The organism is Maribacter spongiicola, assembly GCF_004364165.1.
GTDB classification, from domain to species: domain Bacteria; phylum Bacteroidota; class Bacteroidia; order Flavobacteriales; family Flavobacteriaceae; genus Maribacter; species Maribacter spongiicola.
In genome coordinates this window covers 112,168-133,473 of the sequence record NZ_SOAY01000015.1, presented here as the reverse complement: position 1 = coordinate 133,473, position 21,306 = coordinate 112,168, and the positions used below count along the sequence as shown (strand labels likewise).

The 21,306-nt window shown below is 34.2% G+C and carries 19 protein-coding genes; 12 read left to right on the top strand and 7 right to left on the bottom strand.

The annotated features are described in order from the left end of the window. Window positions 1–44 precede the first annotated feature (44 nt). The 5 genes from trpD (at window position 45) to trpA (ending at window position 4,635) form a co-directional block, all read left to right on the top strand. Window positions 45–1,040, top strand: coding sequence for an anthranilate phosphoribosyltransferase (gene trpD / locus CLV90_RS17505; protein WP_133688810.1), 996 nt, complete (start codon window positions 45–47; stop codon window positions 1,038–1,040). 58 nt (window positions 1,041–1,098) lie between these two features. Then, window positions 1,099–1,947: an indole-3-glycerol phosphate synthase TrpC gene (gene trpC / locus CLV90_RS17500; RefSeq protein WP_133688809.1), complete on the top strand. Its 849-nt coding sequence runs from the start codon at window positions 1,099–1,101 to the stop codon at window positions 1,945–1,947. Continuing rightward, window positions 1,947–2,582: a phosphoribosylanthranilate isomerase gene (locus CLV90_RS17495; protein ID WP_133688808.1), complete on the top strand. Its 636-nt coding sequence runs from the start codon at window positions 1,947–1,949 to the stop codon at window positions 2,580–2,582. Before trpC ends, CLV90_RS17495 begins: the two co-directional genes overlap by 1 nt. 64 nt (window positions 2,583–2,646) lie before the next feature. Beyond that, window positions 2,647–3,864 (top strand): tryptophan synthase subunit beta, encoded by a 1,218-nt coding sequence (gene trpB, locus CLV90_RS17490; protein ID WP_133688807.1) that lies wholly within the window; start codon window positions 2,647–2,649, stop codon window positions 3,862–3,864. A gap of 6 nt (window positions 3,865–3,870) precedes the next feature. After that, window positions 3,871–4,635 (top strand): tryptophan synthase subunit alpha, encoded by a 765-nt coding sequence (gene trpA, locus CLV90_RS17485; protein ID WP_133688806.1) that lies wholly within the window; start codon window positions 3,871–3,873, stop codon window positions 4,633–4,635. Window positions 4,636–4,645: 10 nt separating this feature from the next. Here the strand turns inward: trpA and CLV90_RS17480 are convergent, their stop codons facing one another. After that, window positions 4,646–6,385: a RagB/SusD family nutrient uptake outer membrane protein gene (locus tag CLV90_RS17480; protein WP_133688805.1), complete on the bottom strand. Its 1,740-nt coding sequence runs from the start codon at window positions 6,383–6,385 to the stop codon at window positions 4,646–4,648. A 220-nt stretch (window positions 6,386–6,605) separates the two neighbouring features. Here CLV90_RS17480 and CLV90_RS17475 point away from each other — a divergent pair, with 220 nt between their 5' ends. The 3 genes from CLV90_RS17475 to CLV90_RS17465 all read left to right on the top strand — a co-directional run bounded on the left by CLV90_RS17475 (window position 6,606) and on the right by CLV90_RS17465 (window position 10,909). Next, complete coding sequence (locus CLV90_RS17475; RefSeq protein WP_133688804.1) at window positions 6,606–8,099, top strand: M20/M25/M40 family metallo-hydrolase; 1,494 nt, start codon at window positions 6,606–6,608, stop codon at window positions 8,097–8,099. A gap of 103 nt (window positions 8,100–8,202) precedes the next feature. Beyond that, on the top strand, window positions 8,203–8,643 hold the full coding sequence (locus CLV90_RS17470; protein ID WP_133688803.1) for a hypothetical protein: 441 nt from the start codon (window positions 8,203–8,205) through the stop codon (window positions 8,641–8,643). A gap of 181 nt (window positions 8,644–8,824) precedes the next feature. Beyond that, window positions 8,825–10,909 (top strand): hypothetical protein, encoded by a 2,085-nt coding sequence (locus tag CLV90_RS17465; RefSeq protein WP_243835536.1) that lies wholly within the window; start codon window positions 8,825–8,827, stop codon window positions 10,907–10,909. Window positions 10,910–10,983: 74 nt separating this feature from the next. Here CLV90_RS17465 and CLV90_RS17460 read toward each other — a convergent pair whose 3' ends face one another. Both CLV90_RS17460 and CLV90_RS17455 read right to left on the bottom strand, forming a co-directional pair. Beyond that, window positions 10,984–13,530 (bottom strand): phosphoenolpyruvate carboxylase, encoded by a 2,547-nt coding sequence (locus tag CLV90_RS17460; protein WP_133688802.1) that lies wholly within the window; start codon window positions 13,528–13,530, stop codon window positions 10,984–10,986. 297 nt (window positions 13,531–13,827) lie between these two features. Continuing rightward, window positions 13,828–14,496: a uracil-DNA glycosylase family protein gene (locus CLV90_RS17455; RefSeq protein WP_133688801.1), complete on the bottom strand. Its 669-nt coding sequence runs from the start codon at window positions 14,494–14,496 to the stop codon at window positions 13,828–13,830. Window positions 14,497–14,579: 83 nt separating this feature from the next. On the opposite strand from CLV90_RS17455, the gene CLV90_RS17450 reads away from it, so the two are divergent. Beyond that, window positions 14,580–14,708, top strand: coding sequence for a 30S ribosomal protein THX (locus CLV90_RS17450; RefSeq protein ID WP_133688800.1), 129 nt, complete (start codon window positions 14,580–14,582; stop codon window positions 14,706–14,708). Between the two features lie 2 nt (window positions 14,709–14,710). On the opposite strand, the gene CLV90_RS17445 is transcribed toward CLV90_RS17450, so the two are convergent. The 4 genes from CLV90_RS17445 to CLV90_RS17430 all read right to left on the bottom strand — a co-directional run bounded on the left by CLV90_RS17445 (window position 14,711) and on the right by CLV90_RS17430 (window position 17,596). Continuing rightward, window positions 14,711–15,076: a hypothetical protein gene (locus tag CLV90_RS17445; RefSeq protein ID WP_133688799.1), complete on the bottom strand. Its 366-nt coding sequence runs from the start codon at window positions 15,074–15,076 to the stop codon at window positions 14,711–14,713. 45 nt (window positions 15,077–15,121) lie between these two features. Then, entirely contained in the window at window positions 15,122–15,883 is a 762-nt protein-coding gene (gene yaaA, locus CLV90_RS17440) for a peroxide stress protein YaaA (protein WP_133688798.1), read from the bottom strand. 90 nt (window positions 15,884–15,973) lie between these two features. Then, window positions 15,974–17,005 carry an RluA family pseudouridine synthase gene (locus tag CLV90_RS17435; protein WP_133688797.1) on the bottom strand — a complete coding sequence of 344 codons (1,032 nt, stop codon included), beginning with the start codon at window positions 17,003–17,005 and terminating at the stop codon, window positions 15,974–15,976. Beyond that, window positions 17,006–17,596 (bottom strand): PASTA domain-containing protein, encoded by a 591-nt coding sequence (locus CLV90_RS17430; protein ID WP_133688796.1) that lies wholly within the window; start codon window positions 17,594–17,596, stop codon window positions 17,006–17,008. Between the two features lie 173 nt (window positions 17,597–17,769). Between CLV90_RS17430 and CLV90_RS17425 the strand changes: the two genes are divergently transcribed. The 3 genes from CLV90_RS17425 (at window position 17,770) to CLV90_RS17415 (ending at window position 21,192) form a co-directional block, all read left to right on the top strand. Continuing rightward, a complete protein-coding gene (locus tag CLV90_RS17425) occupies window positions 17,770–18,744 on the top strand; it encodes a D-alanine--D-alanine ligase (RefSeq protein WP_133688795.1) in 975 nt (324 codons plus the stop codon). 31 nt (window positions 18,745–18,775) lie between these two features. Next, the gene (coaD, locus tag CLV90_RS17420; protein ID WP_133688794.1) at window positions 18,776–19,228 is read left to right on the top strand and encodes a pantetheine-phosphate adenylyltransferase; all 453 of its coding nucleotides are present in this window, start codon (window positions 18,776–18,778) and stop codon (window positions 19,226–19,228) included. 122 nt (window positions 19,229–19,350) lie between these two features. Then, window positions 19,351–21,192, top strand: coding sequence for a PAS domain S-box protein (locus tag CLV90_RS17415; RefSeq protein WP_133688793.1), 1,842 nt, complete (start codon window positions 19,351–19,353; stop codon window positions 21,190–21,192). Window positions 21,193–21,306: the final 114 nt, after the last annotated feature.

Genomic DNA, 21,306 nt, shown 5'->3' with positions numbered 1-21,306 from the left:
ACTTCTATGTACTCTATACTAACTACTTAATACTATTTAAGAAAATGAAAGAGACATTAAATAAACTTATAAATCACGAAATACTTTCCAAAGAGGATGCGAAACGCATTTTGGTGAATATTGCAAAAGGTGATTATAACACGAGTCAGATTGCGGCATTTTTAACCGTATACATGATGCGTAGCATTACTATTGAAGAGTTAGAGGGATTTAGAGATGCATTGTTAGATCTATGTTTGGCTGTAAATTTATCAGCGTATAACCCTATTGATCTTTGCGGTACTGGTGGTGATGGCAAAGACACCTTTAACATTTCAACTTTAGCTTCTTTCGTTACCGCAGGTGCGGGAGTAAAAGTTACAAAACATGGTAACTACGGAGTATCTTCTAAATGCGGTAGTAGTAATGTCATGGAATTTCTAGGTATAAAGTTCAGTAACGACGCTGGCTTCCTAGAAAAATGTATCGATGAAGCAGGCATTTGTGTATTGCACGCTCCCCTATTTCACCCTGCAATGAAAAATGTAGCTCCTATTCGTAAAGATTTGGGGGTAAAAACATTCTTTAATATGTTAGGTCCTATGGTGAATCCTGCCTTTCCTAAGAATCAAATGGTTGGTGTTTTCAACTTAGAGCTTGCGCGGATGTACGGATATTTATATCAGAAAACCGATAAGAATTTTACGGTGTTACATGCTTTAGATGGTTATGATGAAATTTCTTTAACGGGAAGCACCAAAACAATTTCCAACCATACGGAAAGCATGCTAAAACCATCTGATTTTGGTGTGAATCAAATTAAGCAAACTGATATCGTTGGCGGAGATTCCATTGATACTTCTGCTCAAATTTTCCTTAATGTTTTGCAAGGCAGAGGTACCGAGCCACAAAATAATGTTGTGTGTGCCAATGCTGGTATTGCAATTGCGACAGTAAACAACCTAACACCATTAGAAGGTTTTGAAAAAGCCAAGGAGTCTTTGTTAGGTGGACACGGACTAGTGGCTTTAAAGAAAATACAAGAGTTGAGTAAAAATTAAAAATCAGTGCACCCTAGCCCCCAAAGGGGGAATATTAAAAAAACTAAAAAGGACAAAAATGAGTTCTGAAAAAATAAATAAAGCAAAATCAAGTTCCTCCCCTTTGGGGAGGTCAGGTGGAGCTAATATTCTAGATAAAATTGTAGCTGATAAACGTAAAGAGGTTGAATTGAAGAAATCTATTATTTCGGTTTCTCAATATGAGGCTTCCGTGCTTTTTGAAAGAAAGACGAATTCTTTAGCTCAAGCACTTAAAAATAGTGATACGAGTATTATTGCTGAATTTAAACGTAGGTCTCCGTCCAAAGAAAGTATTAATCAAAATGCAAACGTTGGGCAGGTTGCTAAAGGTTATGAGAATGCCGGAGTTTGTGGCATGAGCGTGCTTACCGATATTAAATATTTTGGTGGTTCAATCGAAGATTTAATATTAGCACGTGCATCGGTTCAACTTCCATTATTGCGCAAAGAGTTTATCATTAGTGAATATCAAATAATAGAAGCCAAAGCAAGTGGTGCCGATGTTATTTTACTCATCGCAGCAATTCTTACTAAGCAAGAAATCAAAACATTTTCTGAACTTGCTAAAAGTTTAGGATTAGATGTATTATTAGAAGTACATAATGAAGAAGAACTTCATAAATCTATTATGCCAAGTTTAGATATGTTGGGTGTAAACAATAGAAACTTAAAGACTTTTGAGGTTAGTTTAGAAACTAGTAAATCTTTATCAAAACTGATACCCGACGATTTTGTAAAGGTATCTGAAAGCGGAATAAGCTCTATTGATGCTATTAAAGAATTAAAGCCATTTGGCTACCAAGGTTTCTTAATCGGAGAGAATTTTATGAAGACAGATAACCCTGGCAAAAGTGCTATTGAATTCATAAAAAACTTGAAGAACTAATGAAACTAAAGATTTGTGGAATGAAACTGAATACGGCTGAAGTTGCACAATTGCGACCAGACTATTTAGGCTTTATATTCTGGGAACCTTCTTCTCGTTTTTTTGAAGGTGAAATTCCAGAACTTCCACATACGATAAATAAAGTCGGAGTTTTTGTTGATGCTGAGCTTGATTATGTTATTGATATGGTAAGCAAACATCAATTAAATGGCTTACAATTACACGGTCATGAAACGCCGGAATACTGCATTAAAATTGCAGCTGAATTAAAGAAATTAAATCAGAAAGTAGATATCATTAAAGTCTTCTCTATAAAAGGAGAATTCGATTTTGATGTTTTGAAGTCCTATGAAAATGTTTGCAACTATTTTCTTTTTGATACTAAAGGAAAATTACCTGGTGGCAATGGCTATACATTCGACTGGTCTGTTTTAAAAAATTACCCCTCTACCAAACCTTATTTTTTAAGTGGCGGTATTGGTTTAAATAATATTGACAAAATCAACGAATTCAAAAAAACACCTGAGTCTAAATACTGCTTTGCTATTGACGTTAATAGCAGTTTTGAAATAAAACCAGGGTTGAAAAAAATTGAAGAATTGAGTGAGTTTAAAAGAGTAATTAATATACAGTAATACGTTTATCATATTTTATCTTTAAAAATAGAATTCATACACAGATTATTAAGATTTAAAAGAGATGCAAAAAGAAGATAGAATCAATTCCCACATTGGAGGCTTTAATGCTGACGAAAAAGGTTACTACGGTGAATTTGGTGGTGCCTTTATACCCGAAATGTTGTACCCAAACGTTGAGGAACTACGACAAAACTATATAAAACTGATGTATGAAGATTCTTTTCAGAAAGAATTTAATCAGCTTTTAAAAGACTACGTAGGTAGACCTTCTCCCCTATATTTTGCTAAGCGCCTTTCTGAAAAGCACGGTTGTAAAATATATCTAAAAAGAGAAGACCTTAACCATACAGGTGCACATAAAGTAAATAACACCATTGGTCAAATTCTAATGGCTCAAAAATTGGGCAAAACTAGAATTATTGCCGAAACTGGTGCTGGTCAACATGGTGTGGCTACTGCTACTGTTTGTGCTTTAATGGGCATGGAATGTATCGTTTACATGGGTGAGATTGATATTGCTCGTCAAGCTCCTAATGTTGCCCGTATGAAAATGTTGGGTGCAGAAGTACGACCGGCAAAATCTGGTAGTAGAACATTAAAGGATGCCACAAACGAAGCTATTAGAGATTGGATCAACAACCCTGTAGATACTCACTATATTATTGGTTCTGCTATTGGCCCGCACCCTTATCCAGATATGGTTACTCGTTTTCAGTCTGTAATTTCTGAAGAGATAAAATGGCAATTGAAAGAACATGAAGGGCGAGAAAATCCGGATTATGTAGTAGCTTGTATTGGTGGAGGCAGTAATGCCGCTGGTACTTATTATCACTTCTTAGATGAACCTGAAGTTGGCATTATTGCCGTTGAAGCTGCTGGTAAAGGAATAAATTCTGGCGAAAGTGCAGCTACCTCTGCACTTGGTAAAGTAGGTATAATTCATGGTTGTAAAACTATGTTAATGCAAACTCTAGATGGTCAAATTACCGAACCCTACTCTATTTCTGCCGGATTAGATTATCCTGGCGTAGGCCCTATGCACTCCCATTTATTTAAATCTGGTCGTGCCGAATTTTATTCAGCTACCGATGATGAAGCTATGGCCGCAGGATTAGAATTATCGCAATTAGAAGGTATTATACCTGCTATTGAAACGGGACACGCATTTGCAATTTTTGAACATAAAAATTTCAAGAAAGATGACGTCGTTGTTATTGGTCTTTCTGGTCGTGGTGATAAAGATTTGAACACATATATTGATTATTTTAAGCTAGCATAACCTATTATGAGCAATAGAATTACAACAAAATTACAAGAAGACAAAAAGCTTCTTTCTATATATTTTACAGCTGGTTACCCTGCATTGAACGATACTGTTCAAATCATTCAAGATTTGGAAAAGAACGGCGTAGATATGATTGAAATAGGATTACCATTTAGTGACCCTCTTGCAGACGGGCCAACAATTCAAGAGAGCTCTACCGCTGCTTTAAAAAATGGAATGACTACCGAACTACTTTTTAACCAATTAAAAGATATTCGTAAAACGGTTTCTATTCCTTTAATTATCATGGGGTATTTTAACCCGATGTTACAATACGGTGTTGAGGCATTCTGTAAAAAATGTCAAGAAATAGGTATTGACGGATTGATTATGCCAGATTTACCTTTAGATGTTTACCAAGAGGATTATGAGGCTACTTTTAAAAAATACGGACTCATAAATGTTTTTCTAATTACACCACAAACGAGTGATATTCGTATTCGCCAAATTGACGATGCTTCAAACGGATTCATCTATATGGTAAGTTCAGCTAGTGTTACAGGTTCAAAATCGGGCTTTGGTCAAGAACAAGAAAGCTATTTTGAGCGTATTGCGGCAATGAATTTAAAAAACCCACAAATAGTAGGTTTCGGTATTAAAGACGAAGAAACATTTCAACAAGCTACGAAAACTGCTAAAGGCGCCATAATAGGCTCTGCTTTTATAAAGCATTTAACCAGTAAAGGTGTTAATTCTATTTCAGAATTCGTAAAGGCGATTCGCTAAAGAACTGCCCTTAATAGCCGGGGTTTTGTATCGCATTTGGATTCAAGTTTATTTCAGATTGTGGTATAGGCCATACATATTCGTGTGGTTGAAAATCTTTTTGGAAGTCATTGTTATTGTTAAAATCATCGATGACTTCCTGAAGCTTTTCTCCTCTAATTAAGTCATCTCTTCTATGACCTTCAAAACAAAGCTCTAATTTTCGCTCCAAAAATATAGCCTCTAAAAATTCCTCTTGATTTAGGTTTGATGTTATATTATTAGCATTATTACCATATGCTCTTTCTCGAACTTGGTTAATTGCATCGTATGCCAATGCGGTTGGTCCGTTTATTTCATTCTCAGCTTCTGCCAACAATAAAAGGATATCGGCATATCTTATAAGTGGATAATCAAACGATGTTGAGCTAAAATCTGCATTAGGTAATTCTCCGTTATACCATTTTAAAGGCCTCCAATTATCCGGATTCTCCTCATTAACGACGCTACTTCCAGAAACAGAAAATGTTGCTATTGAATTTTCAAAGCGGTTATCTTCAATTACTATTGGAAAACTTACGGGGTTATTAAAGGTCGCTGCCATATTATTAAATGAATTTGCAAAACCAGGTACAAGCACCAAAGCATCTCGTTCTGTAACACCTATAGGACCCCAATAATCATTAAAAGAACTACTTGTATTCTCCTCGCCGTCGTACGCAATTCTAAATAATATTTCACTATTGGAAACTTCATTTTCCTCTTTGAAAATTGAATTATAATTCGCAATTAATTCATATTGACCTTGAATAATTTTTAAATGTTCTAAGGCATTTGCATATTTACTGGTTTCGTTTAAAGGAAAACCAGCCATGGTCATATATACTTTTGCCAATAAAGCCCTTGCAGTTAACTGATTAGCCCGGTCATTAGATTCAGAAACCGGTAAATTTTGAACGGCAAAAAGTAAATCTTCTTCTATTTGCGTATAAGTTGTATTTGGATTTTGTGGATAATTTGGAGGACCACTCAAATCAATTTCGGCTGTAACACTTAGAAGAGGATTTCCATATATTTTTATCAGATTGAAATATAACAAGCCTCTTAAGAATTTAAACTGAGCTTCGTATTCCACTCTATTAATATTATCTGCCACTATATTAGAGGAATCAATTAAGTAATCTATACCCAAATTTATATTCCGTATTTGAATGTAATGTTCTGCCCATACGTCATTAATAATATTAGTTTGCGAATTCAAATAATAAGCATCTAATTCTACTAAAGTACCGTCCACCATGCGGTTAGCTTTTAAAATATCTGTTCCGGTATCTCCCCAATATGCCAAGTAGGCATCGGCATCGAAAATCCCCTGTAAATTTTTATATGATAGATTTAACCAAGACGCAACATCTAAATCTTGTTCGGTCAACTCTGGAATTTCAGGGATTTCGAAAATTATTTTTTTTGTTTCATCCTTAGCTAGAATAATCTCTTGAAAATATATAAAATCTGGTACTTCACTTAAAATAACTTTAACCGTGTATTCACCTGGTGGTATATCATTGAACACAACAACTCCAGTTTCATTTACAATCTTTGTCTTAGTTTCGGGGTCAGTAGTCACGGTTGCTCCAATAGCAGCATTATCACCTAACAAAACAGTTACTTCGATAGTGCCCGAGTCTAAATCTTCAACCTCGCCTAAATCATTATCTGAACATGAACTTAACACAAAAAAGACCAAAATATATTGAACAATTTTTTTCATCCTTTTAACGTAATTTTTATCAAAGTAATGCAATTTTTGGTTTCAAAATTTAAAATTCTTTCATATTTAAAATTTTAATTCGGCTATAATTGGTCATAGATTTATTGTTATTACATTTTATAAAAATTAAAGATTTTCATTAACACATGTAACGTTCAAATAAGACTTCCAAATCCCTTTGTTTTGCTTACATTTAAAGAATATATTCACGAGAACAAACATGAAAAAATTATTTACGTTTCTACTATTTTTATCTCTTTACTCTGGCTACTCCCAGGACTCTATTTTAATAAAATCTAAAGTTGCCAATGCTATTGTAGAATTAAGAGAATTTGTTGCCATACCAAATGATGCCCTAAACGCAGATGATATAGATTCGAACCTTTTTTGGCTTAGAAAAAAATTCACTGAAAGAGGTTTTAATAGCACCATTTTAGAGACAGAAGGTTTACCTCTTTTCTTTGCGGCCCTACCGATGGATGACAATAAACCTACCATCTTATTTTACATGCATTTAGATGGTCAATCTGTTGATGCTAAAAAATGGGACCAACCTGATCCTTACAAAGTAGTACTGAAATCTAAAACTGATGATGGCTGGAAAAAGGAAGCATTTTCAGATTTAGAAGATGATATTAATTATGACTGGCGACTTTTTGGAAGATCAACATCTGATGATAAAGGACCTATTGTTATGTTTTTAAATGCCATTGATGCACTTAAAAAAGACGGTATTGAAATACCTTATAATGTAAAGGTCATATTAGATAGTGAAGAAGAAAAAAGTAGTGCACCCTTACCGCAAGCTGTGCGTACCTATAAAGATTTACTTAAAGCTGATTTCTTAGTTATCAATGATGGTCCGGTGCATGTTTCAGGCAAACCAACCGTTGTTTATGGTTGTAGAGGCATAACTACGCTGTCTATCACCACTCACGGACCCATACAACCTCAGCACAGTGGGCATTATGGAAATTATGCTCCTAACCCTGGTTTTCAATTAGCACAACTATTAGCAACTATGAAAGATGCAGATGGGCGAGTTTTAATCAAAGGCTATTATGACGGAATCTCTTTGGATGAAGCTACATTAGGAATATTAAAAAGTGTACCAGATAATATCGAAGAGATCAATAAAAACTTAGCAATTTCTACTCCTGAAAAAGTAGGTAGCTTTTACCAAGAAGCTTTACAATACCCTTCTTTGAATATTCGCGGATTAGGTTCTGGATGGATAGGTGATCAAGCGAGAACAATTTTACCGGCTACTGCAACTGCAGAATTAGACTTAAGGTTAGTGCCAGAATCAGATGGCGACAGACTGAAAAAATTAGTAAAGGAGCATATTAAAAATCAAGGATTTCATGTAATGAGTACCGAACCTACTATGGATGACAGACTAAAATATGATAAAATTGTTACCATTAAAGAAGGCACTGTTACAGATGCCTTTCGTACAGATTTAAATAATCCGTTTGGAAATAGCATTGTAAAAACTATGGAAACTAAATTCGGTGAAAAGCCCGTTCAAATCAGAATAATGGGTGGTACAGTTCCAATTTCTCCATTTATCAATGAATTAAAAATTCCGGCATTTATTGTACCAATGGTCAACCCAGATAATAATCAACACAGTCCCAACGAGAATTTAAAAATAGGTCAGATTGCTTATGGTATCGAAACATTTTATGCGCTATTAAGTTCTAAAATGTAATATTCTGCCACATTAAAAATTATTTACAGTCTTATATATAAATACCGATTCTTCTGCCCTCAACCAGCAAAATTATCGGCATAATAATTGAATTAAGACTATTATGATATTTAAAAAGCACCCTTGGATATTTTTACTTTCCATTTTAATATTAACTACAAGTTTTAAAGTAAACGATTCTACAGTAACTGCTGAGAATAAATACTCAGCAGAGCGATTGCCTACAATGATTGAATCACTGCAACACGGCGAACATTATACCATTCAAATTACTTCTATTGGTTGTTTTCATGGCAAACGCCAAACAATTACCGTTTTTAACAAAGAAGGTATTTTAACTGCAAGCTTAAATAACAAAAGAAAAATTCTATCTCCATTCGATGTTAATGAGCTTATTCATTTTGAGCTTCAACTGAGAGAAATTCCATTAGGAGGATGCACGACCATAGATACTTATCGTATCAGTAATGATTACGAAACTTTTACAACTAGCGATGGTACTTGCAGCTGGCAAGGGTATAAATCCCTACTTGCCATTTTTTAAATATACAAAAGTAATCATCTCACTAATAATCAACATGTTAAAGTGACACCCGTCAAAATAGTTAGCACTACATAAATATCACGAAAGTATCACAAGAGTTATCACAATAAGTTGATATTCTTGTGATTATCTTGTTATATGAATTTTATTCATTTGTCTGTAACCAAAAAAAACGGAACATATGAAAAATTTCAATTTTTTATCAATTTTAATGCTCTTGCTAGTTATGGCAAGTTGTTCAGATGACGATAATGCCGTTACTGATGTAATCATACCTGCATCGGGTGACATAGCAGGTGGACCTTTTACTTTTTGTGTTGACGGCATACCTGATATGGTAAATAGCATTGCCCTAAACAGCGAAAGCGCTGCAGGAAGCATGAGCACATGGGTAATTACCGATGACCAAAATAACATCCTTGGTCTTCCACCAACTTTAGATGCTGTATACGGAGTAGATTTTGACGCTGCAGGAGCGGGCACTTGCTTTATTTGGTATCTACGTTATGAAGAAGGGCTAACCGGACTAGAAATGGGTTTGAACACCAATGGTCTTGAAGGCTCTTTTGATTTATCGAATTCCATCGAGGTGCAAAGAAATGAAACCATGGCAGGTGTACTTTCTGGCGGACCTTATGAATTCACCGTAGATGGAAAGGCCGATTTCGTTACAGATATTTCTTTAAATAGCGATGATGCCCTAGGTAGCAATAGCTCTTTTGTAATTACTGATGATCAATTGAATATTCTTGGATTACCGCCTACATTAGATGCTGTTAAAGAAGTTGATTTTGACATGGCTGGAGCCGGAGTTTGTCTTATCTGGTATTTACGATATGAAGATGGTTTACTTGGTGCTGAAGCTGGCAAGAACGCAGGTGAACTTGAAGGTTGCTTTAGCTTATCTAACGCTATTCAAGTTACTCGCTTAGATGCCGCAAATGCAGGAACAATTTCTGGCGGACCTTTTAATTTTTGCGTTGACGGTGAAGTAGACAATGTTTATGGAATCACATTAGACAACTCAGATGCCAATGGAAGCAATAGCAGTTGGGTCATTACTGATGATCAAGGAAAAATACTTGGATTACCACCTACGCTTGATGCAGTAGAAGGTGTGAATTTTGATGGCGCCGGTGCTGGTACCTGCTTGATATGGTATTTGCGCTATGAAGGTGAATTGAGCGGACTAGCGGTTGATATGAACGCAAATGACCTACAAGGTAATTTTAATTTATCTAATTCAATTGAAGTGGTTAGAAGTAAAACAGAAGCAGGTGTTTTAACCGGCGGACCATATAAATTTTATGTAGATGGTGAAGCTGACCATGTAACCGATATTATGCTAGATGCCTCTGAAGCTTCAGGAACGAATAGTACATGGGTTATTACTGATGAGGAACTAAATATTCTTGGACTTCCACCAACATTAGATGCTGTTAAAGGTGTAAACTTTGATGCTGCCGGTATTGGTACTTGTTTAATCTGGTATTTAAGATATGAAGATGGTTTAGAAGGTGCTGCCATGGGTAATAATGCTGCAGACTTAACTGGATGCTTTGATTTATCTAACCCTATTGAAGTTCAAAGAGTACAAGGCGTAAACGCAGGTACTTTAGTAGGTGGTCCGTTTAACTTTTGTGTTGACGGTGAAGTAGACAATGTTTATGGTATTACACTAGATATTTCTAATGCTTCGGGTTCTCAAAACACTTGGGTAATTACCGATGACCAAGGAAAAATTTTAGGGCTACCTCCTACTCTTGAAGCTGTAGAAGGTGTTAATTTTGACGGTGCCGGTGCAGGAACTTGCCTAATTTGGTACGCACGTTACGAAGGTGAAATTTCAGGACTTGCGGTAGATATGAATGCAAATAACGTTACTGGAAATTTTGCGCTATCAAACCCATTGACAGTGGTAAGAACAAAACCTGAAGCAGGAATGATAACAGGAGGTCCTTTCGAGTTCATAGTCGATGAAACTGCTGATTTTGTAACTGGCATTTCTCTAAGTAATGAAAATACTTCTGGAACAAATAGTTCTTGGATCATTACTGATGAAACCGGCAAAATACTTGGTCTTCCGCCAACTGTTGCAGATCTTAAATCTGTAGACTTTAATGATGCAGGCGAAGGCACTTGTTTTATCTACTACATTAGGTATGAAGATGGACTAACAGGAATGGAACCTGGTTGGACGTTTGATGAATTCAATGGTTGTTTTGATATTTCTAATTCTATAGAAGTAGTACGCAAAGTTCATTAAGCCCTAAAACATTTGCAATAAAAAAAAGCTCTGTAATTTTGGTTACAGAGCCTTTTTAAACTTTACTAAAGATATTATGCTGAGTTTCTACTAGCATTAATATTACCATAAAGAGAGCGAGTTACAATTTTCTCATATAGCTCTTTATACTCCGTACCCTCTCCTATTCTTTGAAGTGCATATTGTTGTATAACCAATAACGGTAAAACAATATTCTCTCTAATCTTAATAGACTCTCTAGAAATTGCTTCTTTTTGCATTAAAATTTCCATTCCTGATAATTTCAACAACATTGCTTTAGAAAGCTGGTATTCTGCCAGTAAGATTTCCCAGAATTCCCCGTACTCCTCATTCTCTTTCATATAACTGGTCAATTCAAAATAACATTTAGAAAGACTCATCATACTATTCATCATTAAAGCTTGAAAGAATGGCACTTCATTGTAAAGCTTCTGTGCTTCGGCAAATCTTCCGCTGTCTTCTAAGTTCTTTAATGCTGTACCAATACCGTAATATCCTGGTACGTTTTGCTTTAATTGGCTCCAAGAACCTACAAAAGAAATGGCACGTAAATCTGACAATTCTAACTTGGCTTTATTACCTCTTTTACCTGGTCTACTACCAATATTAGCTTTTGTATAGTACTTAAGCGTACTCATATTTTCTAAATATGGCATAAACTTATCATGATGCTTTAAATCGTCATACTTTTTAAAACTCATTTCAGATAATTCTTCTATCAGTTCTCTATCTGAATCTGATATAACAATTTCCTTTTCAAGTATTGTATTAGACAAACCAGCTGTTAATAACTGCTCACTATTATAAATGAACTGTTCTTTTGTACCGTACGTACTAGTAATGGTCTGCCCTTGAATGGTCAATTGAATTTCGTTATTCGCAACTTTATTTGTCTGTGCTGCATAAAAACGATGTGTTTTACCACCACCTCTTGCTGGTGGTCCACCTCTACCGTCAAAGAAAATAGCTGCAATACCATGTTCATCACAAACCTCTGAAAGTTCTTCTTTAGTTTTTAAGATAGACCAATTCGCTTTTAAGTAACCACCATCTTTTGTACCATCAGAAAAACCAAGCATTATAGTTTGCTTATCATTTCTATTTTTAACGTGAGCTTTATATTCAGGTAAATTAAATAAAAACTGCATTGTAGCCTGCGCATTGTCCATACCGTTCATGGTTTCAAACAATGGTACGATATCAAAAGTAATATCTTTACCTGCCCAACCACACCATCTAAATAGCGCATAAACGAAAAGAATAGAGAATACATCTTCAGAATTACTAATGATATATCTATTACAACCTTCTTCGCCATTCTTATCTTGAATGGTCTGTAGTTGAAGTATGTTCTTAACAGTATCTTTTACAATATCTTCTTCATAATCATCTGCTACTAAATTCAAATTCTCATGTAAAAGAATATCAATCAATTTTTCTTCAGACAATTCACTTAGGTCTTCTTTGATCAATCCGTTCTTTTTCAAGACCTCAACCATCACCTTAGTATGCATACTATGGTCTTGACGAATATCGATCGTTGCAAAGTGGACTTTAAAGATTTTTACCTTATCAATTAACAGCTCTAAATCTTTTAAATAAAGGCTCTGATATTTTTCAATAAGTATTAATCTGATTTCTTCTAACGGTACAATTAAATCTTCATAACCAATATCTTTAGAACTATCGAACATAGCGGTATAAAGATTAGATCTTAGCTTCTGTAATGGTTCTTGTACATCTTTAAAGGTAAGCTTATGAACCAGCCCTTTTAAATCGTTGTAATAACACTTCATTAAAGTTAAACGAAGCTCGTTCATTACATCTCTAGTAATATCTGCTGTTACGAACGGATTACCATCACGGTCACCACCAGGCCAGAAACCTAGTTTTACTATATCATGATTTTCGAATGCTTTTGACCCTACGCTACCTTTTATATATGCATACATATCGCCAATAGCATCATAATATACATGTCTTAATGTATAAATAATATTTTTTGCTTCATCTAAAGGTGTAGGCTTCTTAGCGTTTATTAAAGATGTAAGTCCTAATTGTTGTAATCCTACATCGATCTCATCTATTTTATCTTCTAAAATTAATGTTCTAAGGTTGGTAATGATATCTAAAACCGCAGGTGTATAGAATTGTGTAGGGTGTGCCGTTAGTACAATTCTAGCACTGAAGGTGCTCAACTTATCCCAAATGGTATCCCATGAATTATTCTTTTCAACGAATTGAAAATAATCTTTCAATGACAATGAACTCGAATGTTTATGCAGTTTAGGAAATGCGGCATCTTCGACACTATCATAAAGTACTACCTGGCGTTCCACATACTGTATGATGCGGAACATGAAATCTATTTGTTCTTTTTCAGATTCTATTTCTACGAAATTCTCAAAAAAGTTTTCTAGAATTTCTTTCGGATTAAGACCTTCGCTCAACCCCTTTTCAGATTGATTCAGCAATAACGGAATCAACATACCCACATTCTCAATATTCTTATAGGGTAAGTTTAAAAATAGACTGTTATAGACATTAAATTTATTTTGGACAGATTTCTTAAACTCTGCCAACCTTTCTTGTTGTTGCATATATTAAAAACTTTAAACCATACCGTTATGGCAAACTTGCTAAAATTCGATTATAAATATCGCTAATTCAAGAGAATTTGAAGAATGATTTTTGTGAAATATCATATTCATAGAAGTATACCACAAAATAGTGCGTATTGACAACAAATATTCCAAAATACGTGATATGCTATCTATCTTTACAGTGTAAATAAGTAATAAAAAATTTTCATTTTCATATAGTGTTCTCGTAAAAGAGTCTTGTTTTAAAAGCAAGACTCTTTTTAGTTTCAAGAAGTTTTGAAAATTTCTTTTTGATCAGAAATAATCTTTATACTGTAGTACCCTAAAATCTACCGTATTAAACGAAGGATTTTCTTTTTTCATTTTCTTATAACTTTCAAGACTACCAACTGCCCTATTTGCAGCACCTGAAGGAGCAACTAAAGAAACTGTTTTAATTATTGTTTTTGTAATAGGATGTGTAAACTGATGAATTTTAGGCACCTCATCAGATATGTTGACTAACGACACCGAATATTTCTTTAAATGCTTTCTAAAAAAATATTCCGGACCATTTTTACTGTTTCCTCCTGTAAATAAAAGCGTATGTACTTTGGTATACTTTTCTAAATAACTCAATACATCTCTTAACTCAATATTTTGCATACCAATATCCGATGCATCTACTTTCGTTCGTTCTGCCGATGCTACAATATCGCAAACTCCAATCTTTCTTTTTCTTAAGAACTCTTTTCGTTGTTCTATAGCATAAATACTAGTTTCGAACTTTAGGTTTAAATTGAAAATACTATCTAAAATAGCCCATAGTTGCCCATCTCTACTACCATAACAAAAATCAACATCACCCTCTTTCAACTCTTTTGTCGTAAAACGTGGCGGCGGCAATGTACCTACAATTAGCTTTTCTGTAGCATGGTCAATAAAAGGTTCGTAAGGGTGGGTATGCTTAAATACGTATTGCATTAGAGATTTATTTTCATGAGTCTATTATACAGACAAATGATTTCTAAATTACTAACTTTAAAAGAAACGTAAATAAACGAATTATGGGCAAGGGAGATAAAAAATCGAAAAAAGGAAAAATATCTAATAATTCTTACGGCGCAAGAAGACCTCGAAAAATTAAAAAGAGACCTACTATAGAGGACAAAATCAAAATCAATAGAAAGAAATAATCTTATTCGTCGATTTTAAAAGTCAACCCTACTTGGTTATCGGCATCTAAAGTAATCTCATATGTATAAAAGCCAATCGGTAGGGAATCTGCAGATACCTCGGTCGGAAAATAATTTATACTGGTAGAATCTGTTAAAATAGCAATAGATGCAGTTGGGTACGCGGTTTCAAACTCCAAATATTCAGAGAACTTCCCAGCTTCAATATTCTCATAAACGGTATCTTTTTCAGCAATACGTACTTCTGTAAAGAAAAGTTCGGTGCTATTTTGAATACGAATATTGACTAAGCTAATATTATCATCTCTATCTGTACAAGAGAATAATATAACAACACAAATAACAGAAAGTAAAAAAACCCTTTTCATAGACGTATTTTATATAGCTTAGAACGAAAAAGAGTAGATTATATTTTATCTGATGAAGACCGGCTGATTTTCTTTTAAGGTATGCTCTTGACTAAATTCATAGTCGTCTAAATTAAATCCTTTAATATCTGCAAGTGTTTTGGCTTCTGAGTCCAATATATATCTGACCATGGCACCTCTAGCTTTCTTAGCAAAAAAGCTTATAATCTTCAATTTATCATTTTTCCAATCTTTAAAAATTGGAGTGATAATTTCTGCTTTAATATGCTTTGGTTGTAGAGCGCTATAATATTCGTTACTCGCCAAATTAACAAGCAACTCACTATCGGTCAATTCATCATTTAAATGATCGGTAAGCCTGGTGCCCCAATATTCATATAAATTCTTTTTTCTGCCAATTTTTAACGAAGTACCCATTTCTAAACGGTAAGGCTGCATTAAATCTAAAGGTTTTAGCATTCCATATTGCCCAGATAAGATTCTTAGCGTTTGTTGCAACTTATCCATTTTCTCCTCAGATAAGGTATAAGCATCTAAGCCTGTATACACATCACCACTAAAGGCATAAATTGCAGGTCTAGAATTCTCTGGTGTAAACGGTATCGTAAAATCTTGATTACGTTGCCAGTTCAACTGTGCTAAATTATCTGAAATAGACATCAGTTCCGAAAGCGCTGCTGGCTTCTTTTTCTTCAGCATTTTATTAAGCTTTTCAGCGTCTTCTATAAATTCAGGCGAAGTAAATTTTGTAGTAGGCAGCTCACTTTCATAATTCAATGACTTAGCCGGAGAGATAACAATTTTCATAGTGAAATTTTAATATCCCAAAAATATACAGGATATATAGATAGACCAACAAAAGATAAAAAAGAGTTTAAATAGCGGTATCGAAGAATCTTATTCTGTGCTGTTCTTACCATAACTACGCCATTTTTCAATAGCATTTGTCATGTCTTCTGGCACTTCTGAATCGAAACTCATATGTTTACCGGTCACCGGATGTACGAATCCCAAGGTCTTCGCATGCAAGGCTTGCCTTGGCAATAACTTGAAGGTATTATCTACAAATTGTTTGTATTTCGTAAATGTAGTTCCCTTTAAAATTTTTTCGCCACCATAACGCTCATCATTAAACAATGTATGGCCTATATATTTCATATGCACACGAATTTGATGCGTTCTACCTGTTTCTAACTTACAAGATACAAGTGTTACATAGCCCAACCTTTCTATTACCTTAAAATGGGTAACGGCTTCTTTGCCTTCTTCCCCATCAGGAAAAACATGCATCTGTAGCCGGTTCTTAGGGTGTCTACCTACATTACCAATTACCGTACCTTCATCTTCTTCTATATTACCCCAAACAAGAGCAATATATTCACGCTCAGAAGTTTTGTCGAAAAATTGCTTGGCCAAATGGGTCATAGCCGCTTCTGTCTTTGCAACCACCAGTAGACCAGATGTATCTTTATCTATTCTATGTACCAAGCCCGGTCTTTCGTTACTGTTCGCCGGTAAATTATCGGTATGAAATATTAAGGCATTTATTAACGTGCCCGAATAATTACCATGACCAGGATGTACTACCATACCTGCAGGTTTATTTACGACCATTAATACATCATCTTCGTAGACAATGTTTAAAGGTATATCTTCTGGCACTAGTAAAAACTCATGTGGCGGATGCTCAAATAACACCTTTACCACATCACCGGCCTTCACCTTATAGTTAGACTTTACAATGTCATCGTTAACCCAAACGTGACCGCCTTTGGCTGCTTGCTGTATTTTATTTCTTGTAGCATTTTCAATGAAATTCATTAAAAATTTATCTACTCGTAACGGCTCCTGCCCTTTTGATGCTACTACCCTATGGTGCTCAAAAAGTTCTCCATCTTCATTCTCAGGCTGCTCAATATGCTCCTCCATCTAATCTTCTGATTCCGATTTAATTATTGCTCTATCTGTAATAGTACCATTACCACAAATCAATTCTATTTTAGATGTTTTAGGAAGTTTATCGCCAGGCTTTATATACTTGCCCTTAAATTTTATTTGGTATACCATATCCTTCCCTAACTCATCTACATATGTTACTCGTTGTACATCTAAGCCAACCGCCTTCAACATGGAAGAGGCATTTCGCTTGGTTACCTGAATAATTTGAGGTACGGTTACTTTTTTATATCCTGACGGATTAACGGTAAAATATATCTTTCTATTTTCTTTCACTTTTGATCCTGCTACCGGATTTTGCTCAATGATAGAAAACCTTGGGTAATCTGGATTGTAATTTGCAGAATCTAACACCTCATATCTTAACCCGGCTTCTTCGATAGATTTTCTCATATCCATAACAGATTTTTTTGAAAAATCTGGAACTTCTACAAACTCACCATGGTTGGTAGTACTATTTAGGTATCTTAATGTGACAAAAATCACAATAATCAATACCAATACGGCAAGACCAAGTTGAATTAAAAATGTCCTACTTTTTAAAAAATTGAAAAAATTTCTCATACTTATTATTTGACCCGACAAATATAGTAAATGCCCACATACCTTTTTACGGCTTCGGTTTATAGTTACAGCTTACTTAAAAATTAATTCAATCTGAATGAATGCTGTTCGTTTTCTTTTTTATTTTATTTCAATGCTTCATCTTTGCTTTTAGATTCTTAATAGACCATACAATGAAAAAAAATATTGCAATTATAATGGGCGGTTATTCTAGTGAATATAAAATATCGCTCAAAAGTGGAAATGTGGTCTATAATTACCTAAATAAAGATAAATTCAATCTTTACAGAATTCATATTTTTAAAAACAAATGGGTCTATGTTGACGATGCAGATAATGAAACGCCTATTGACCGTAATGATTTCTCTATCCCTTTAAAAGGCAACTCTATAACATTTGATTGTGTTTTTAATGCCATTCATGGTTCACCTGGCGAAGACGGACTCATGCAAGCCTATTTCGAGTTGTTGGGTATAAAACATACTTCTTGCGATTTTTACCAAGCAGCGCTTACGTTTAACAAAAGAGATTTACTGAGTGTATTAAAACCTTACGGAATCAAAGCCGCACCTTCTTATTATCTAAACTTAGGTGATGAAATAAATGAAAGCGAAATCATAGATAAGGTAAAGCTGCCTTGTTTTGTAAAGGCTAATAAGTCTGGTAGCAGTTTCGGTATTACCAAAGTTTATAAAGTTGAAGAATTAAAAGGCGCTATTGAAACCGCCTATAAAGAAGATGACGAAATAATTATTGAAGGTTTTCTAGATGGTACCGAAGTATCTGTGGGCGTTCTAAAACTAAATGGCAAAACAACAGTGTTCCCCATTACAGAAATTGTTTCTGATAATGACTTCTTTGACTACCAAGCAAAGTATGAAGGTAAATCGCAAGAAATCACTCCTGCAAGAATAAACGCTGAACAACTAGAAAAAGTAACTATTGCATCGAAAAGAATATATGATGTTCTTAAAATGAAGGGTTTTTCTAGAAGTGAATTTATATTCATTGGCAATGAACCCTTCTTATTAGAAATGAATACTACACCGGGTTTAACCACAGCGAGTATATTGCCTCAACAAGCTAAAGAAGCTGGTATTGAGCTAGGTATGCTATTTGAAAACGCAATTATTGAGGCATTAGCTTAAATTAACTATATTTAAAACGTAAAATCCACCTATGAGACGCGCAATTTTTCCTGGTTCTTTTGATCCTTTAACATTAGGCCATCATGATATTATTATGCGTGGCATCACTTTGTTCGACGAAATAATAATTGCAATTGGTAAAAATGCTGACAAAAAGTACATGTTCAATCTTGAGCAACGTATCTCATTTATAGAAGAAGCTTTTAAAGATGTGCCTTCTATATCTGTAAAATCTTATGTAGGACTAACAGTTGACTTTTGTAAGAAAGAAGAAGCTAATTTTATTTTAAGGGGATTGCGTAATCCTGGAGATTTTGAATTTGAAAAAGCAATTGCCCACACAAACCGTAAGTTATCTGAAATAGAAACCGTGTTTTTATTGACCTCATCGGGCAAATCATACATAAGCTCGTCTATTGTTAGAGATGTAATACGTAATGGGGGCGATTACACGGGTTTAGTACCCGATTCTGTAAGAAAATAGAAGTAGTTCATCGGCCACACAACAACAATTGGCCTTTCAACAACAACTTTTCACAAAAACACAACAATTAAACTTTAAAAGTTGGAATATTCCTATAAATTAGTAGGAAAATTCAACAAAACATGTTTAAATCAAAAAATAGTTCATCTTTTTCTTTAGACTGGATCAATCAGATTCCATCATCTATTGTCATCATTGATACAGATTTTAAACTGATCAGTGCTTCACCTAGATGGCAAGCAAATTTTCAACTAGATTTAAATGCGATCGAGGGTAAACACTTTCTTAATCTGTTTCCTGAAATATCTCAAGATTTAAAAGCTAGATTACAATATAGCTTAGACGGTCTAAGAGATATTAAGTTTAAATATAATGCCAAAGATTGCCAGTATTCTTCAAAAGATTCTATTTGGCACCTAAACCCTTGGAAAGATGGTTATGGCAATATAATAGGTGTTGTTATAAAGGTTGAACCTATTTCTAAAACACAAGAGCTTGAAATTGAACTTAGCAAGACCAAGCTCATTTTAAATCAAAAGAGTGCTGTAGCCAAAATAGGTAGTTGGGAATTTGATGTGCAAAAAGAAGAATTACACTGGACACCAATAGTCAACAAAATTTATGGTTTACCTGCAGCATTTGAACCCAATTTAGACGAGGCAATAGGTTACTATATTGAAGAATCTAGAGAAATTATTAAAAGGGTTGTTTTTGAAGCCATAAATTCAGGTAAACCTTGGAATGAAAAAGCTCAATTAAAAAGAGAAGATGGCACCATTATTTGGGTCAACACTATTGGTAGACCTAAATTTAAAGAAGGTAAATGCATAAGAATAATCGGTACAATTCAACATCTTCAAGATGAAGTTGTACAGAATGTCGAAGTATCTAACAGTATTAAAATTGAGTACCCTCTTTTTGAAAAAGTACCTATTGGTTTAGCAATTATTGATTTAGAAACAGGTGTTTTTTTAAATCTTAACCAGCACATGCTAAAACTTACTGGTTTTGAAAAAGAGTATTTCTTGAACAAAAACTATAAACAATTTGTAAATGCTCATTTTAGTAGTCAAAGTGAAAATTTAACGCAGCAACTTTTAGAAAAAGGTTCATTTACACCAATAAAATTCACCTTCTCAAACAATAAAAAACACCTTTTAAACTTAAAAGTTACCGGTACTTTAGTAGAAGATAGTACTAATGTAAAAAGTGTTTTATGCACTTTTGAAAATATTACCTCGCAATTTAAATTAGAGAAAAATTTAAAAAATACCATTGCATCGGCACGAGAGAAAAATGAGCAACTATTAAATTTTGCGCACATGGTATCTCATAATCTTAAAACCCATGCTACTAATTTTTCTTTACTGTTAAATTTTCTGAACGATGAAACTGGTAAAATTCAGCGCAACAAATACATGAATATGCTGTTTAGTGCCTCTGATAATCTTTCTGAAACCATAAAGGGGCTGAGAGAAATCGTTGCAGTAAAATCTAGTATCAATGAAGAGAAAAAATTACTTTCTTTAAATGAAAGCCTATTTGTTGTTGAACAAAACGTCGCTGGCTTATTAAAAGAAACTAATGGTAAAATTATTAATGAAATACCAGAGACAACTCTAGTAAAGGCGCTACCAGCTTATTTAAATAGTATTTTAACCAATTGTATTACGAACTCTATTAAATACAGGTGCGATGATAAAAAACCTATCATCATATTAAGTATCGAAGAGAATAAAAGCTACACTATTTTAAGTGTTGAAGACAATGGTCTAGGTATCGATTTAGAAAAATATGGCAACGAATTGTTTGGTCTTTATAAAACCTTTCATAGAAATAAAGAATCTAGAGGTATTGGTCTTTATATTACTAAAAACCAGATGGATGCAATGAATGGTAAAATAACCGTTGAGAGCAAGCCTAATGAAGGAACCACTTTTAAGTTTCATTTTAATAAAAAGTAAAAATTAATTGATTAAACAGTTTATTGAATCTTTTACAACGTTATTGGCAACATTCACAACAAAGATGTAGTAAAATACAGTAATCCCCCTACATTCGTAAGAAATTACATCGGT